A 15584-nucleotide genomic window follows, 5' to 3' on the forward strand; every position below is an offset into this window, starting at 1 on the left:
CCCGCGGAGCGGGTACCATCGCGCTTCGCGCGATGCAAGCGAAAGGATCCGCTCCGCGGATCCTTTCCGCTCCCGCTCCGCGGAAGCGGAGGCGGTTCGCTGCGCTCACCGCAGACCGGGTCCGCTTCGCTCCCCCGGCGGTAACGGAGGGAGGCCGGCCCGCTGCGCGGGCCGGGGCATCGGGCTGCGCCCGATCCAGTGGCCTCCGCTGCGCTCCAGCCACGAGGGGTGCTGCGCACCCTGACGGTGCGCCACGCTTCGCGCGGCCCACCTACGGGCCTCACGGCCCGAGCAGCAGTAAGGGGCGGCGTTTAGAGGAAGCTGACGGTGAATCGGTTGGACTGTTCGTATGCCCTGTCCTGTTCGGCAACCGCTTGGAGGAGGTCCCGGATCTGTGCGAACTGTTCCTCGCCCATATGGTCTCGACTGGCTTCGGTGTTGTGCCAGATGACCTCGATGGGGCGTTCCACGTCTGTGGTCAGCCGGTCCCACAGTGCGCTGAGGTTGGCTCTGTAGTAGGGGCCGAAGTCGAGCATGTCGGCGAGGGCTCTGTGGAGATCCGCTTGGGAGTGGATCCGTGTGCCGTCGATTTCTACTTTCATGTGCTTGCTCTCTTCTGAGACATGTGCGCTTCATTTTAAAGCTAGGATAGATACTGGAATCTCAGGATAGCTGTGATGCGGAGAGGGTTCGGCGATGAGGCTCTCTCCTCGGTGTGGGGCTTCGCCGAGTCCGGGTTGCATCACAGTAGCTGGCCTCGTGCCGTTGACGTGGGACTTTCCGATGAAAGCATGTCTACGGCAGCCCCAGCAGGTCTGAAGAAGAGGGCATCTGTATGACGGCTAGGGAACTTCGTCCTCATCAGCGAGAGGCCGTGGAGGCGGTACAACATGCCCTTGAATTGTCTGCACGCTCGACCGTACCCGAGCGGGGACTCCGCACGCAGGTGATCATGGCGACAGGGTCAGGCAAGACCCTCGTAGCCGCCCGCAGCGCGGAGGAGCTCCACGCGGGCCGGGTGCTCGTGCTCGTGCCCTCGCTGGACCTGCTCGCGCAGACCGAGGCCGCCTGGCGCGCGGCCGGGCGCCGGGGCCCGATGATCGGAGTCTCGTCGCTGCGGGGCGAGGAGGCGGCCTTCCCCAACACCACCAGCGTGGATGAACTCGTCGACTGGGTAAGGCCGTTGGAGAAAGTGACCGTGTTCGCCACGTATGCCTCGCTCGGGATGGGCATCCTGGAGCGCGCGCACGCCGCCGGCCTTCCGGGGTGGAGCCTGATCGTGGTCGACGAAGCTCACAGGGTTTCGGGCCGGATCGGGAAGCCCTGGGCCGTCGTCCACGACAACCAGAAGATCCCGTCTCTGCGCCGCCTGTACATGACGGCCACGCCCCGGCTGTGGCAGCTCGGGGACGAGGACGAGGCCGGCGCCCCGGGCGAGCTGGTGGCGAGCATGGAAGACGACCCCGAGGGCCCCTTCGGCAGCCGCTGCTTCACCCTGACACTCTCGGAGGCCATCGACCGAGGAGTCTGTGCCCCCTACCAGGTCGTGTGCGTGGACGTCATCGACACCGCGCTCCAGGCCGCACAGCTCCTGGGCGCGGAGAGCCGCTCGGCGGAGGTCCGCGGGGCCCGGCTCGCCGCGCTCCAGACCGCCCTGGTGAAGGCGTCCGCGGAGGAGGGCTTCCGGCGCACGCTCGTTTTCCACCACGTGGTGAAGGAGGCCGAAGCGTTCGCGGCCGGCCTCCCCGGCATTACCGCGCAGCTCCACGACGCCGACCCCGAGCTCTACCCGAGGACCATCTGGGCCGACTGGCTGTGCGGGGAGCACAAGCCCCTCTACCGCCGCCGGGTGCTCGGGGAGTTCGAGGACGGCGTCGACGAGAACGGCAACGTGGTGGAAAAGGCGTTCCTGTCATCGGTAAAGGTCCTGGGCGAAGGCGTCGACACCCGCCGATGCGACTCGGTGTACTGGGCCGACGTACGCGGCTCGATGCCCGACCTCGTCCAGGCCGTCGGGCGCGCGCTGCGGATGCAGCCCGGCGAGGGCAAGGTCGCCTCGCTCGTCGTGCCGGTGCTCCTGGGGTCTGGGGAGACGGCGGACAACATGCTGACCTCCCGGGCGTTCGGCGGGCTCGCCAAGCTCCTGGAGGCGCTCCGGGCCCACGACGCGCGGGTGGTGGAGGCGTTGGCGGAGCAGCAGCGACCGAGCCGCTACACGCCCGCCAGCAAGCCCGACGACGGGGACGGATCGGGCGCGCGTGGGAGCGGGAAGGGCTCCAAGGGCGTCAGCGCCCCGGCCAGGGCGTTGCTGAAGTTCTCCACGCCCCGCGACCCGGCCGCGCTCGCCGCGTTCATCAGGCTGCGGGTGCTCAACCCCGAGCACGAGCATTGGCGGCGCGGCATCGAGGCCGCGTCCCTCTACCAGCGGCTCCACGGGGACCTGCGCGTGCCGTTCACCTTCCGGGCGCCGGTGAAGGAGGAGGGCCAGGAGGTGCAGAGCGAGGGGTGGCCGGCGGCGCTCGCCGGTTTCCCGCTGGGGCAGTGGATCGCCGATGCCCGGCGCTTCTACGCCCGCGGGGACATGGCCCCCGAGCGCGTGGAGGAGCTGGAGAAGCTCGGCATGGTCTGGTCCCACCATGACGTCGCCTGGGAAGAGGGCCTGACGGCGGCGCGCGGGTGGGCCGCCGAGAACGGGCACCTCCTGGCCCCGCTCGACGCCGTCTACCAGGGCGCGGCGGTGGGGATCTGGTTGAAGAACGCGCGGGCCGCCGCCCGGCGCGCGGCCAAGCTCGAGCAGCGCCAGGCCGAGGGGCTCCCCGTGGAGTCGTGGGCCGGAGCGCTGTCGGAGGCACGGCGCGAGCAGTTGGAGGAGATTGACCCGTCCTGGTGCCCGAGCTGGCCGGTGGAGTGGCAGAGGGCGTTCCACCTCGTCCGCCAGCACCTGGACGAGGGCGGGGTGCTGCCCGTGGCGGCCGGGGAGGTCGTACGGCAGGGCGAGGATCTGGGGCGGTGGGTACGGGCGCAGCGGCTCGGGTTCGACAAGCTGACGAGCGTGCAGCAGTGGATGTGCGAGCACGTCCTCGGCATCACCCCGGCCGCCGAGGAGGAGAAGCCGAAGGCCCGGGTGAGCCAGGCCGAGAAGTGGGCGATGCACTACGCCGCCGCCCGCCAATTCTTCAAGCGCGAGGGGCATCTGACGGTTCCGAGGAAGCACGTCGAGGCCGTCGTGCTCGGCGGCGACGATGAGAGCGGGGACCAGGAGCGGCGGGAGGTGTCGCTCAAGCTCGGTGCGTGGGTCGCCAACCAGCGCACCCGGGCGGCGTCGCTCTCCCCGGAGCGGATCGAGCAGCTCTCCAAGGTCGGGATGAGGTGGGCGTGATGGGTGTGGGCGTCGCCGTGGTCGGGGCGCTCGCGGCCGGCTATCTCCTCGGCCGGGTGCGTCCGTGGCGGCGGCTGGGTGACTGGGCGGTCGAGGAGTTCCGGTTCACCGGCCCCTGGGTGCTCGGCGGCCGGAGCCGTCAGGCCGTTCTGATCCTGGCCTATCTCCTCACCGAGCCGCGCGCGAGCTGGCAGATCGCGCGGGCCTCGGCCGCGAAGACACCCCTGCGGGCGCCGGTGGCCGTACCCGTGCGCGATCCGGACTGGGTCGCCCACCGCACCCATCACGACAAGGGAGGCACCGCGTGAGCACTGAGCAGTACGACGCCGACGCGTACGGCCAGGAGCTGGCCCGCATCAGCCACCACCAGCACGAGGCCACCGACGCGCGGTTCACGGTCTTCCAGGCCCTGGCCGCCGGGATCGGACACGAGCAGGCCGACGACACCGTGGCGAAGCTGGAGGCCGGGGCGGTGGCCGGCGCCCACACCTGGATCTCCGAGAGCAGCCCTCCGCACAAGTCCGAGCCGCGGTTCGAGGACGGCTAGTTCGCCGGCGTCCGCGACGTCGCCAGCTACCTGCTGCGCATCGCCGACACCACCGCCACCGCGGGGCGCGGCCGCGCCGCCTCCAGCGCCATGCTCCTCGCCCACCTCCAGCAGCCGCCCTCCCCCGCCCCGGCCAAGGCCCCGGCGGAAGACCCGGGCCCGGCCGTGGAACTGGATGCGAAGGACGTCCTGGCGGCCGCGGAACGGTTCACGTGGGCCGTGGCCGCGCCGGGTGTCCGCCACTGGCCGGACGGCAGTGACTTCCTGAACATCGCTCTGAGCGCGGTGCGTCCCGAGGAACGCGAGGGGTACATCGAGCGCCTGGAGGCGTTCGTCGAGGAGCAGCGCGCCCGCCTGGAGGAGCTGCTGCGGGCGTACGGGCCGGGCAGCGCTCCGGCGGCGCACGGCCGGTACGCACTGATCGGTCAGCCCGAGACCCTGGTCATCCTGGAGCGCATGGAGAGCGCTCCGTTTCTCCTTCGCGGCCGGTGGGAGAAGGCGCTGGAGACGGTCTTCCTGGACGACCTCGGGTCCGCGTGGGGACCAGGCATCCGTCTCAGCCGGTGAGCAGCCGGGGCGGGCGGCAGAACCGGACAGGATCACCCTGTCCGGCTCCGTCGATTGTTCCCTGGTTCCTGGCTGGCGGCGTGCACACGGGACTTCCGGGGCGGCCGGGCGCCGGGTCTGCACAGACGTACACCCATACGGGTGACGCAATGACTTACTCGCGGGACCAGGCGAGAGCGCAGGGCGAGGGGCGGTCAGAGGCGTCTCGCGAGGCCTGTCACCGTGTGATCGATGGCCAGGACCGCACTCGCAGGGATGGTTTGCCCGATTAAGTACCGGAATCGTCGGCCAAACTTCACGGCTCGTGTCGGGAAATTAGCGTACTGACAAGTGCGTGAGGTTGGACCACCATTAGAGTGTCGGTGGCGAATAAATTTGTCCGCAGACATTAGCTCGCCAATTACGTCCGCCAATATGTGACCCCAAAAACATTGGGGCCCGCCAATTGGCGGGCCCCAAGCCTGATTGGCCGGACCTGGTGAGCACAGGTCCGGCCAATCAGCCCCTCACCAGCAGCACGACCTCCACCACGAAGGTGGCTACCACCACGATCGGTCCTACGGCGACGGCGCCACGACGCACAGCGTCGAAGAGGCGCTTCCACCAGGGACGTTCCGGCGGCTCCGGCTCCTGGACGGCGCTCACCATGTGAGCCCCTCTCTCGCGTTCGCGGGCTGCGCCCGGTGCGCACCCCTCGGATGGAGGCCCGGGGCAAGCCCGGAACTCCCGCCAAGGGGCGGCCTGACAGGTGTCGGCCGCTGAACGAGATGGTGGAAACTCTATCCGCACCTTCTGGGGGGAGTTGGCGGTTACCGAAACCGGAGCCGATCTTTTTCGGCCCGCCTACGCTCGCCCGTAGGCGGGTGGCGTAGACGGGCCTCCCGTTCTCGTAAGCACGTTCGCACGAGGAACGGTTATCTGGGCCCGGTCGGCAGGGCGCGGCCAGGAGACGGAAGGGAGCAGCGGGGCCGGTCAGGGTGTTCCCGCCCGGCCCCGTGGTCGCTGGTCAGCCGAAGTCGAGCGTCTCCTGCGCGAAGCCGTCGGGCGCCGGGGCCGGATGGGGCGGAGGCGGCGGTGAGCCGTCCTGACGGGCAGCCGTCCAGAGCTGGTGCTGCTCGTCCTTCCAGCCCTTGGGCGGGGGCCAGGGCACGCCCCAGGCGGCTAGCTGGTCGCGCTTCCAGCCGCCGGCGGGCGTGCGGGCGGCCTCGATCTCCTCCGGTGAAGGCAGGACCGTCATCTGCTCGCTCCTCCTCGTCGGCACGGTGGCCTCCAGTGTTCCAGGACGAGCGCCGGCGGCAGGCCGCTCCCTGAGGAGAGCGCGGTTCAGGGGGCAGTGCGGAGAAAGTAGGCATGGGCGTCGCCCGACCAGGCGACGGAGAGCCGGCCGCCGGGGATGTCGACGACGGCCGCGGCAGAGGGCAATCGTGATCGGGGCGTAGCGGTGACCCGTCAGAGCAGGGCCGGGTGGCGGCCGTCGTTGTCCTCCCGGCACTCGGGGCTGTTGCCAACTCGCCTGCCTACGAGGACAGCTTCAAAGACCGATCGGGTGAAGCGGAGCGGGCCCGGGGCGCTCCAAACTGGCGCCCTCTGCAGGGATGTGTCAGTGGCACGCCCTATGGTGCGTGCTCATGACACGCCGCACGCGTTTCCTGGTCAATGAGTACCCGGCCGTCGCCGCGCAGTGGCATCCGGATCTGAACGCCGGCCTGGATCTGGCACGGATCGGCCCCGGCTCGCACAAGGCTGTGTTCTGGCGGTGCGATGACGGGCACGTGTGGCAGGCGCAGGTCCACTCCCGTGTCGCCGGGACCGGCTGCCCGCAGTGCGCCGGGTATGTGCCCCGTGGCCGGACCACACTCAGCGAGCACTCGCCCCACCTCGTAGCAGAGTGGCATCCGCGCAACGACGCCTCGCCGGACCGGTTCGGGCCCGGCTCTCAGCGCAAGGTCTGGTGGCGCTGCCCGGTCGGGCACGAGTACCAGGCGCGTATATCCAACCGCAGCCGCAGCACCGGCTGCCCGGACTGCGCCCGGGCCGGCCACTATGCCCCAGCTGGACGCCTGGCCGACATGCCCGAGCTGTTCGCCCAGGTGGACCCCGGCACCGCACCGGCCGATGTGGCAGAACTGCTGGTCAACTCCCCCGCGCGGCTGGGGTGGCGGTGTTCCCAGGGTCACCGCTGGGAGGCGAAGGTGAGCCACCGGGCTGTCGCCGGGTCGGGCTGTCCGGTCTGCGCCGGGCGGAAGCGTGCTCCTGTTCTGTCCGAGGCGCGGCCGGATCTGGCGGCGCAGTGGCACCCTGTACGCAACGGCGGGCTGACGGTCGAAGCCGTCACCGCCGGTTCGCACCGTCTGGTCTGGTGGAAGTGCAGCGAGTGCGCCGGTGAGTTCCGGGCCAAGGTGTTCCACCGTGTCCGGGGCGTGACCACCTGTCCCTCCTGCTCCGGCCGGGTGCGCTACCAGGCACTGTCGAGCGAGAGTCCCGAGCTCGCGGCGCTGTGGCATCCGTCCCTGAACGGGGACCTCACTGCGGCGGAGGTGACCGCCGGGGCCAACGTGCCGGTCTGGTGGGTGTGCCGTGCTGGACACGAGCCCTGGTCGGCCCAGGTGGCACACGTGTTCATGGGCAGGCAGGGCTGCCCGCGCTGCCGGAAGCGGACCAATGTCTCCCGGCAGGAGACGGAACTGTTCGCCGAGCTCCAGCTTGTCCTTACGGGCGGGGAGCAGCAGTACCCGCTGCGGACGCCGCACGGCCGCTATCGGCTCGACATGCTCTTCCCCGTGGGCGACGACCAGGCCATGGTCGTGGAGTTCGACGGTTCGTACTGGCACCGCGGCGCCGAAGAACGCGACCGGCTGAAGGCGCAGGCCATAGAACTTCACCGGCCCGGCTGGGTGGTGGTGCGGGTGCGTGAGGAACCGCTGCGGCCGGCCTGGCATCGCGATGTGGTCGTGCCGCACCTGGCGGACCCGTTCACGGCCGCCAGCGTCGTTCTTGAGCACCTGCTGCCGCTGATGTCGTGGCCCGACGAGACCCGTCAGCGTGCGCGCGACTACCTCAAGGGTGGGCGCCGTCTGGGAGCCGTGCTGGCCCAAGACCTGATCAACAAGCGTCGGCCTGCTGCCCCACCGGCCAGCGACCGCCCCGCGCCCCGGCCCCGCCCGGACCGCATCTCGGGCGTGCAGTCCGCCCTGTGGTGAGGGGTGATGGTCACGACCGGGCTACTCGGCCACGTCGTCGGGGTCGGGCAGCCGGGGCGGGAGGTGCGCAGGACGGTGCGAGGACGCAGTAGAGGCCGCCCGTGATCGGCCGGCGGGCACTGGTACCGGTGGCGTCTCCCTCGGCAAGAGTGCGGTGGGGGGCCGGGCCCGGACCGCCGGGGTGTCGCCCACTGCGTCGAGGGGGCGTAGGCGCGGGTGCCACCCGGCATCGTGCACGTTGCCGTCTCATCGCGCTGGAACACCCGGGCTCCAAGCCGCTGCGCGGCTCCCTTCGGATTGACGGTCAAGTCCCCGTCGGCCTCCTCGCCCATGGCAGAAGCGTTCCAGGTGCGGGGATGCTTCGCCGGGGCGCCCGGGGCGCCCGGGGCGCCCGGACGGGTGAACTCCCCCTCGCGTACGCGGGCGCGCTCTTGGACGAGGTCCGGGCCTCCAAGTGGTCGGAGGGGCCGGTGACGGTGTCCCGGTGGGCGCGGCACACCGGGATCGCCCCCGTACCCGGTCTGCCGGCGAGCCCGCGCCCGGGCCCGTACGGCTCGCCCCCCTTGAACCGGAAGGGCTTCCGAGCCGGCCGCGGAAGCCCTGTCCGTTGCCTGCCGGCCTCGCGGGCGCCGAGGCTGTCGTGTACTTACCAGCCCGTGAGCTGGCTGCGGTAGTCGTTGTTGAGCCGGTCCGTCTGGATGTGGCCCTCGGGCGTCAGGACGTAGGGCTGGTGGACGCTCATGTCGGCGAGGAGATCAGCGGCGAGGACGTACGCCGCGCTGACGGCCTCGTGCTTGTTCGCGACGAGAGCCTGGAGGTTGGCCGTGGTTTGTGCGGGCATCGTTGGGATCGGCTGGCCCGGACCGCGCTGGAAGTCGTCCTCGGACGTGACGACGCGCAGTGAGGCGAGGTCGTCGTCGAAGCAGTGGAGTGCCGCGGAGAGCATGATGTCGCCTGCTCCGCCCGTTTCTGCGGCCCAGGCGGCTGCCGCTTGCACCTGGGTCACCAGCTGGAGCTCGAGTCCGCGCTGGTCGAGCTTGCTGGGCGCCTCCGTGTCGTAGGGGTCTTTCTGGATATGGAGAGATCTCGCGGTGAAGCTGGAGCCGTCCTGGTGGAGGTGACCGGTGGGGGATCCCTCGAACCGGACCTGCCGGCGGCCGACCAGGGCGTGGTGGTCCGGCTTCATCCCGTCGGTCACCCCCCTGAGGGCGAGTTCCGTGAAGCGCTGGAGGGCCGCTTCGCGCTCCTTCTGGTTGGTCAGGGGGTAGTTGCCGCGTACGGCGGGGACGGCGCTCACGCTGATCCAGACCGGATACCACGAGACTCGCGAGCCTGCGGCGGGAACCTCGCTCGTCACAAAGGTGGTGAGGTGGCGGGCGCCGGCGGCGGCGGTGTCGTGCAGGTGACCGGTGTCCGTGGTGGCGGCGTGGAAACGGTCGCGGTAGCGTTGGGCGATCTCTGATTCGGCGAGGGTGCGTGTAGTGGTGCCGTGCCGGACGTGCACGCGGAAGTGGTAGTCGTTGCCCGACACCGCGACGGCGTGCGGCATCTGGGTGCTCGGCGGCACGGTGATGATCCAGTAGATCTTGCCCTCGTCGGGGGACTTCAACGAGCGTACGCCCACGTTCGGGACGACAGGCTGAACGCAGTCGGCGAGGACCGAGCGGATCCATTCCTCGCCCCGCCTGGGTTCCGGCTCGACAGGTGCCAGGGCGTGGGCGTGACCCTTGTTGCCCTCGTCGATGCCGATGACGAGCAGGCCGCCGACAGTATTGGCCATGGCCGACACGTCCTTGGCGAGCTCCTTCTTACCCGCGTCGCTGCCCAGGTAGAAATCCTTCTTCCAGTCGAGGTCGACGCCTTCGGGTATCTGGTTGTCGACCGCGCGCCTCAGATCGTCCTCCGTGAGGTCGTCAGGGTGTCGTCCCAGGGCGGCGGTGAGACGTGCGGGCAGAGCCATCGGTACTCCAAGTTCACCAGGTTCCTCACCGGCATACGCCGGTCGGACCACGCTAGAGCCCCGCGCCCGGCCGCCACCACGCATTTCAGCCCGGCAGCCGCCTTTCAACCGGTGGGGAAGCCGAGGGGAAGTGACTCACCAGAGTGCGGCATGTAGGCCGGGACGCGGTGTGTGGCGACGTGCAGTGCCCCGTCGGCGTCGCTGACCGTGAACCGGCCTTGGGCCCATGCGCCTGTCGGGTCAGGCGAGGTGTTTGTCGACCGCTTCACGCCATGTGGCGAACTCGCGGAGCCATAGATCCGGTACCTGGGCGGGGTCCTTCAGATAGGCGTTCGCCCGTGTCCATCCGCCGAGCCTGCGAAGGCCGGGTTCGCCCAGGGTCAACAGCGCGGTGCGCGGGTAGCGTGCCACGCGCTGGGGCAGGAGAGCTTTAATGAACTCGGGGAGCGACAGCCGTGATCACTACCACTGCACAGCATGGAGCAGGCCTGGACCCGCTCGTCCTTGCTGTCGACCCTCCCGTGCCACTACTGCGCCCATTCACACTGGCCGGGCGTGGAGTGCGCCCGGCCAGTGCCAATGCCTGGATGGCTCAGCCGTGTTGAAGGCGCTGTCGCCAGCGGCTGACGGTGCTGGCACCGATACCGATCCGCGTCGCTGCGGCTCGGTTCGACAGGTGGCGTGTCGCCTCGATCGCCGCTGTCACCGAGGCGTATCCCGCTGCTCTTACTCGTGCCTCCAGGGCGTCGCGAAGCGCCTGTTGGGCGGCGGGGTGGGTCTTTCGGGCGCCGGCGGCACGGGCGGCTCGAACGGCGGGCAGCTCGTCGGTGCCGGCTCGGCTCTCCGTCGAGCGGCGGGCCAGCTCCTGCACGGGCGGTGTCGCAGAGCGCATCCGTGCGATCAGTTCGGGGTCGTCGGCCATCGCGGAGAGGCGGGCCTGGGACAGGGCGGAGCGCGCATCAGTGGCCATGAGGGCGGTGGTGGCCGGGAGACGGTGCTCGGTCCGGTATTCAGCGGCTGTCATGTGGTGGGCGCGGGCGAGGTGGGGGCCGAGGGAGCGGTAGCGCTGTCCGCAGGACAGGCAGGTCACCAGGCCGTCGGCGTCGGCGCCCGCGGGGCGGTGGGAGAGCGCAGCCCGGTTGCCGTTGCGGGCGGCGGCGCGCATTTCTTCCAGGTCGTAGAGGAGGATGCGGCCTTTGACGCGGCAGGCCACCGGGGCGGGCCAGCGCGTGTGCTGCTGTCGCATGACGGCTTTGAGGCTGCCTGGGGCGTAGCCGAGCAGCGGTTCGGCCTCCCGCCGGGTGACCAGGTGGGGGGCGGGGGTCACCGGCGGCCGTCGCGGATCTGGTAGATCCGTGAGCGGGTCATGTCGGCGGCCTCCGCGATCGCGATGACGGGTACCTTCCGGCTTTTGACGGCTGCCCGGATGAGGGCGTTGAACTCGGCGTCGGCCTCGGTCTTCACGCGGTCGCGTTCGGTGCGGGCCTCGCGGATTTCCTGGAGGAGGGTCTCGCCTGCGGTCGAGGCCGGTACGCCGGGGATCTCGCTGTTTGTGTAGCGCGCTTGACATCTATGGTCCCGAGGGCGGGATTGCGTGTCAAGCGCACTACACAAATGCGGATGGCTCCCGGGCTCACCGCCATTGCTCAGGGTCTTGGTGTGCGGGCCGGCCCTGCGGGGGGGGGTGACCGGAACGGCTCTGCGCCCGCCCGGGGGCCGGGCGGGCGCAGTGGAGCGGGCCGGTCAGGTAGAAGCAGTAAAGGACGGGGTGGCGCCGGGCGTGCCCTCGCTGTGGACGTCCTGCCGGACAGCGGGTTCGCGGCCGGCGCTCTGGCTGTCGGTGCGGGCGGCGAGGATCATCTCCCGCACGGCGGGAAGGTCGTCCAGCAGTCTGGTGCGGTCATGGACGATGTACCGGCAGGCCCGTGCCACGCACAACAGCCGCGTGGCCTGGTCGACGCTGTCGGGCATGGCACGGGCGAGATGCTCCATGGCCTTGATCTCGGCGGTGGCGAAGAGGACCTTGTACGGTCCGGTGACCAGTCGCCGCAGGTTCATGCCGACGTCTCCCTGCACGCGCGGGAGGGTCTCGCCGGGCAGGGGCCACAGGGTGGCGATGGCGGCCTCCAACGGTTCGAACCCGTCGGGGCCGTGCTTATGGGCAAGCTGCTGGTGGAGGTAGCGGGCGGCGATCTCGCCGCCGAGCATCACCGTGCCGACATGCAGGGACGGGACGCCTTCGCCGCCGGGTCGGTGGGTCCGGCCGGTGGCGTGGATGACGCGCAGGAGCCGGGTCTCGTCCAGGTCCGAGGGGCCCGGGTTCCAGGTGAGGGCGATGGCGGCGGCAGCGCGGTCCTGCGCGGGCATGTGAGCGGCCGGGCCGTGGTCGGGGACGGTGAAGAGCAGGTCCGCGAAGTGGGCCGTCCGGTCGGCGGCGCGGATGTCCCCGGCGTTCACGCGGGTGACGGGGAGCTGGGTCATGATGCCTCCGTGGCCGGGACGGCGCGGCAGGCGGCAGGAGTCTTCTCGTCTTCGTCGGCGTCCGGCTCGTCCCAGTCCCAGACGTCCTGCGGGCTGCCCGGCTCGTCCGGGCCCGTGGCGTCCTCCGCGGTGTCCTTGTGCTGCTCGTCGGCGCGGCGGCCATCGGCGCGGAAGGCGATGGTCTCCTCGCGGACGGCACTCAGCTCCTGCGCCCGGTACCGGCCTCGGCCGGGGGCGAAGACGCCGCAGAGCTGCGTGGCGCACCGCAGCCGCAGTCCCTGGTCGACGTGGCCTCCGGGGAGCATGCGGGCGATGAGCCGCATCGCCTGGATCTCGGCAGGGGCGAATGAGCGCCGCTGGGGGCCGTTGGTCAGGCGCAGCAGGTTGCCGGCTGCGGGCCCGGTCAGGTGGGGCGGGATGTAGTACCGGGGCCAGTTGACGGCGATGGCCTGGCGGAGGGGGGCGAGGACAGCCGGGTGGTGCTCGCGGGTGAGCTGCTGGTGGAGATAGCGGGCGGCGATCTCTCCGGCGAGCATCACCGCGCCGACCGGCATCCACAGCCCAGCATCGGGCGCCTGCGCCCGCCCGACCGCGTTGAGCACGGGCAGCAACCGGGGGAAGTCCGGCAGGCCAGGGCCGCCCTGGGTGAGGGTGAGCCCAACGGCGCCGTAACTGCGCGGGTGCAGGTAGGCGGTCCTGCTCTGGGTGGGGCCGTCGAAGAGCAGTTCCATGAACCCGGTCGGGGAAGCAGTCCGGGCGAAGGTGACGGCGGCCTCGATGTCCGTGTCGGTGACCAGAGCGACGTGTGGATACCTCACGACGCCTCCAGCAGAGCGGGCGGAACTTCGCCGGTGGTGCGCAGGTAGGCGATGGCGTCGGCGATGTCGCTGAATGCCTGGCGGATCGCCTGGGTGATCTCGGGGTTGGGGTCGGTCGCGGTGGTCTCCTTGGCGGCTTCGCGCCGGTACCGGACGTAGGTGGTGGCCAGCAAGGCGTCGGGGCCGTTGATGGTGGCGACGTCGCTCTGGGGCCGCTTGTCGATGTCCAGCTCCTCCTGCGTGGGTTCGCGGGTGGCGAGCGCTTCCAGGAAGGCTTCCGCGGAGGGGTAGTCCTCCGCGCGGATCGTGGGGTCGGGCATGAGGGCGTAGGGGGCTGTGTTGCCGATGATGGATTCGGCGGTGTCGTACCAGATGCGGGCGACGCTGTAGGCGCCTGCGGTGTGGGGGTCTTCGCTGGCGGTCGGGGCCTTGGCGTGGTCCATCAGGCGGGTCGCGTGGGCGTGGACAGCTCGGGCGAAGGCGTCGTAGACCTCCTCGTTGTCCCGGCGGAGCGCGGAGACGGTGACGTTCCCGGCGGGGCGGATGCGCCGCAGGGTCTCCAGGGGCACTTCGGTGTACTCGCTGATGGCGATCGGATCGAGACCGACGGCCAGGGCGCCGAGGAGGAACGCATCGCGCTCGTCGTTGACGCTCTGGGACCGCAGGTGCCAGTCCATCAGGGCGTCCCGGGCGTCCTCGCGGCTCTCGAACCACAGGGCGGGCTGGAACTGGACGGCGCTCTTCGCCGCGGGGCGGGCGGGCACGGTGCCGCCGGCCTTGGCCATCCGCTTGTAGAGAGCCTGCTTGCTCATGCCGAGCTCGCGGGCGGCTGCGGCGATGTTTCCGCCGTGGCCGTCGATCAGGTCCTGGAGTGCTTCGAGGGCGGCCTGGTCGTAGGGGGCGGCGGCGGCCTTCGCGGCGGCTTCGCCAGCGGCCTTCCCGCCGGCGTCGGCGGCGAGGAAGCGGCGGACCGGGTCGTCTGCGATCGCCTGGCTCTCGTCGTCCTGGGGGGTGTCCTGCACGTGGGTGCTCCATGGGTGAGGGGCCCGGCCGTGTGGCCGGGCCCGGGGGTGGGGTCAGTGGAGGTCTTCGTAGGCGGAGGCGTCGTCCTCCTGGTCCTGCTCTTCCTGGCGTTCGGCGCGGCGGTGGCGTTCGAGGTCCTCCTCGGTGGGGAGGACGGTGGGGATCTGGCGCTCTTCGGTGTGGGTCTCCTCGCCGCCGGCGCCGATGCCGGTGATGGTGACGCGGATCGTCTGTGCGCTCTCGTCGCGGATCGGGATGCCGAGGGCGTCCATGAGCGCCTTGGAATCGTTCGTGTCGGCCTGCTGGCGGGCGATGACTGCCGCGATCTCGCGGGCGGCGCCTTCGAGGGTGGTCGGTACGCAGCCGTCGTCGCTGTAGTACTGGTAGGGCAGGGTCGGGACGCGGCCGAGGCAGGCCTGCATCTCCTGCTCTTCCCACTCGCCGTGTCGCTCGCGCTGGATCAGGAGGGTGTAGGCGGCCTGCGGGATGCCCTTGACGTCGCTGGACGTCCACCACGGGGCGTCGTCCTCTCCGGCGCAGTCGGCCAGGGTGCGGACCTCTTCTTCGTAGGCCTTCTCGGCCTCGGCCCAGTTCGCGGTGTCGGAGACGTCGGAGTAGTCGGGGCCGGTGCTGATGACGGCCCACCGCTCCTGTCCGTCGGTGGTGTCGTAGCCGCGCAGCCAGACCTCGGCGGCCTTGTGGCCGTGGCTGTCGGTCGAGTAGGACGAGCGCATCTCCGCGCCGGCCTGGGCGAGGGCCGCGAGGGCTTCGCGTGTCTCCTCGTCGAGGTCGGGGGTGACGGATTCGTTGGTCGACAGAAGAAACCGCATGGTCTACTCCCTGGTGGTGGCCGTCGCCCGGCAAGGCGTCGGTGCCGGTCGTCCGGGCGGTGACTCGCCCGGACGACACCTAGACAACCACTCGGTTACCCTTACGGTCAACCATAGAGTTACCCGTATGGGTGACGAAGTTTTCAGACATGCCCTGACCTCAACACGAAGGCCCACCGCCGGAGTTCAGGGACGAGCCCAACGCGCCGCGCACATGGTGCTCTCGAAATGAAGTCGCCCTCCCGGCGCTGTACACATCAGGAAGGGCGGCTTTGTCGCGTCCGTGAATACTGCTCCCGCTGCCATGAGCGGTACGCCCGCAGCCGCCAGCGCTGACCCCGTGAGTCGCATATGCCATCGGCCGGTGCGTGCACGCCTCTAGCGCACTCTCACCAGCCGGTGGCAGTGTGAATGGCATGCGGCACCCCGCCCCCACCTCGCGGGACATGCCGCCGGCCCTGCCCGAGCGGGCCACCCTCCGGCCCTGTCCCAGGCCGGTCGAGGGCAGGGCCGCGCCCGCCTCCCGGCTCCCCACGGGAGGCCAAAGGCGCGCACGGGCCGGTCCAGGAGCAGAACCGTCTCCCCCTTGCCGGCGGCGTCCGCTACAGTCGCTTTCTCATCCCCATCCACTGGGGATGACCCCAGAGTTCATAGATTCTGGCCTGCTCCCCACCCTCGTGGGGCATGAGACCGCCCCCACCGCTTCAGCGGTGGGGGCGGTCTCGCTGTGCCCGGGATCAGCACTTGAGCACGTCCATGTCCACATTGATGCCGACCTC

General features: G+C 70.6%; 15 protein-coding genes. 5 read left to right on the top strand and 10 right to left on the bottom strand.

Annotated features, from left to right (window positions below):
- Positions 1-311 precede the first annotated feature (311 nt).
- Positions 312-602, bottom strand: a complete 291-nt coding sequence (locus ACFYNX_RS25980; RefSeq protein ID WP_388664566.1) for a barstar family protein — start codon at positions 600-602, stop codon at positions 312-314.
- 233 nt (positions 603-835) lie between these two features.
- Between ACFYNX_RS25980 and ACFYNX_RS25985 the strand changes: the two genes are divergently transcribed.
- From ACFYNX_RS25985 to ACFYNX_RS26000, 4 genes are all read left to right on the top strand, one after another.
- Entirely contained in the window at positions 836-3379 is a 2544-nt protein-coding gene (locus ACFYNX_RS25985) for a Helicase associated domain protein (protein ID WP_388664568.1), read from the top strand.
- Positions 3379-3687, top strand: coding sequence for a hypothetical protein (locus tag ACFYNX_RS25990; protein WP_388664570.1), 309 nt, complete (start codon positions 3379-3381; stop codon positions 3685-3687). Before ACFYNX_RS25985 ends, ACFYNX_RS25990 begins: the two co-directional genes overlap by 1 nt.
- Entirely contained in the window at positions 3684-3926 is a 243-nt protein-coding gene (locus ACFYNX_RS25995; protein WP_388664572.1) for a hypothetical protein, read from the top strand. Before ACFYNX_RS25990 ends, ACFYNX_RS25995 begins: the two co-directional genes overlap by 4 nt.
- Positions 3927-4016: 90 nt before the next feature.
- Positions 4017-4493 carry a hypothetical protein gene (locus ACFYNX_RS26000; protein ID WP_388664574.1) on the top strand — a complete coding sequence of 159 codons (477 nt, stop codon included), beginning with the start codon at positions 4017-4019 and terminating at the stop codon, positions 4491-4493.
- Positions 4494-5499: 1006 nt separating this feature from the next.
- Here ACFYNX_RS26000 and ACFYNX_RS26005 read toward each other — a convergent pair.
- Positions 5500-5730, bottom strand: a complete 231-nt coding sequence (locus ACFYNX_RS26005; RefSeq protein WP_388664576.1) for a hypothetical protein — start codon at positions 5728-5730, stop codon at positions 5500-5502.
- Positions 5731-6121: 391 nt separating this feature from the next.
- On the opposite strand from ACFYNX_RS26005, the gene ACFYNX_RS26010 reads away from it, so the two are divergent.
- The gene (locus ACFYNX_RS26010) at positions 6122-7693 is read left to right on the top strand and encodes a zinc-ribbon domain-containing protein (protein ID WP_388664578.1); all 1572 of its coding nucleotides are present in this window, start codon (positions 6122-6124) and stop codon (positions 7691-7693) included.
- A gap of 646 nt (positions 7694-8339) precedes the next feature.
- On the opposite strand, the gene ACFYNX_RS26015 is transcribed toward ACFYNX_RS26010, so the two are convergent.
- From ACFYNX_RS26015 to ACFYNX_RS26050, 8 genes are all read right to left on the bottom strand, one after another.
- Positions 8340-9653: a helix-turn-helix domain-containing protein gene (locus ACFYNX_RS26015; RefSeq protein WP_388664580.1), complete on the bottom strand. Its 1314-nt coding sequence runs from the start codon at positions 9651-9653 to the stop codon at positions 8340-8342.
- A gap of 240 nt (positions 9654-9893) precedes the next feature.
- Entirely contained in the window at positions 9894-10064 is a 171-nt protein-coding gene (locus ACFYNX_RS26020) for a hypothetical protein (protein WP_388664582.1), read from the bottom strand.
- A gap of 181 nt (positions 10065-10245) precedes the next feature.
- Positions 10246-10980 carry a MucR family transcriptional regulator gene (locus tag ACFYNX_RS26025; RefSeq protein WP_388664584.1) on the bottom strand — a complete coding sequence of 245 codons (735 nt, stop codon included), beginning with the start codon at positions 10978-10980 and terminating at the stop codon, positions 10246-10248.
- Positions 10977-11117: a hypothetical protein gene (locus ACFYNX_RS26030; RefSeq protein WP_388664586.1), complete on the bottom strand. Its 141-nt coding sequence runs from the start codon at positions 11115-11117 to the stop codon at positions 10977-10979. Before ACFYNX_RS26030 ends, ACFYNX_RS26025 begins: the two co-directional genes overlap by 4 nt.
- Before the next feature lie 279 nt (positions 11118-11396).
- On the bottom strand, positions 11397-12134 hold the full coding sequence (locus ACFYNX_RS26035; protein ID WP_388664588.1) for a hypothetical protein: 738 nt from the start codon (positions 12132-12134) through the stop codon (positions 11397-11399).
- Complete coding sequence (locus tag ACFYNX_RS26040; protein WP_388664590.1) at positions 12131-12952, bottom strand: hypothetical protein; 822 nt, start codon at positions 12950-12952, stop codon at positions 12131-12133. Before ACFYNX_RS26040 ends, ACFYNX_RS26035 begins: the two co-directional genes overlap by 4 nt.
- Positions 12949-13974 carry a helix-turn-helix domain-containing protein gene (locus ACFYNX_RS26045; RefSeq protein ID WP_388664592.1) on the bottom strand — a complete coding sequence of 342 codons (1026 nt, stop codon included), beginning with the start codon at positions 13972-13974 and terminating at the stop codon, positions 12949-12951. The genes ACFYNX_RS26040 and ACFYNX_RS26045 overlap by 4 nt, the downstream gene beginning before the upstream one ends.
- Before the next feature lie 54 nt (positions 13975-14028).
- Positions 14029-14805, bottom strand: coding sequence for a hypothetical protein (locus ACFYNX_RS26050; protein ID WP_388664594.1), 777 nt, complete (start codon positions 14803-14805; stop codon positions 14029-14031).
- Positions 14806-15584 lie beyond the last annotated feature (779 nt).

Origin of the sequence: Streptomyces sp. NPDC007872, assembly GCF_042868165.1 — a bacterium.
Lineage (GTDB): Bacteria > Actinomycetota > Actinomycetes > Streptomycetales > Streptomycetaceae > Streptomyces.

Bases quoted from the DNA above. Each gene is read 5' to 3' on its own strand.
- ACFYNX_RS25980 (WP_388664566.1), bottom strand. From the start codon at position 602: ATGAAAGTAGAAATCGACGGCACACGGATCCACTCCCAAGCGGATCTC.
- ACFYNX_RS25985 (WP_388664568.1), top strand. From the start codon at position 836: ATGACGGCTAGGGAACTTCGTCCTCATCAGCGAGAGGCCGTGGAGGCG.
- ACFYNX_RS25990 (WP_388664570.1), top strand. From the start codon at position 3,379: ATGGGTGTGGGCGTCGCCGTGGTCGGGGCGCTCGCGGCCGGCTATCTC.
- ACFYNX_RS26000 (WP_388664574.1), top strand. From the start codon at position 4,017: ATGCTCCTCGCCCACCTCCAGCAGCCGCCCTCCCCCGCCCCGGCCAAG.
- ACFYNX_RS26005 (WP_388664576.1), bottom strand. From the start codon at position 5,730: ATGACGGTCCTGCCTTCACCGGAGGAGATCGAGGCCGCCCGCACGCCC.
- ACFYNX_RS26010 (WP_388664578.1), top strand. From the start codon at position 6,122: ATGACACGCCGCACGCGTTTCCTGGTCAATGAGTACCCGGCCGTCGCC.
- ACFYNX_RS26015 (WP_388664580.1), bottom strand. From the start codon at position 9,653: ATGGCTCTGCCCGCACGTCTCACCGCCGCCCTGGGACGACACCCTGAC.
- ACFYNX_RS26035 (WP_388664588.1), bottom strand. From the start codon at position 12,134: ATGACCCAGCTCCCCGTCACCCGCGTGAACGCCGGGGACATCCGCGCC.
- ACFYNX_RS26050 (WP_388664594.1), bottom strand. From the start codon at position 14,805: ATGCGGTTTCTTCTGTCGACCAACGAATCCGTCACCCCCGACCTCGAC.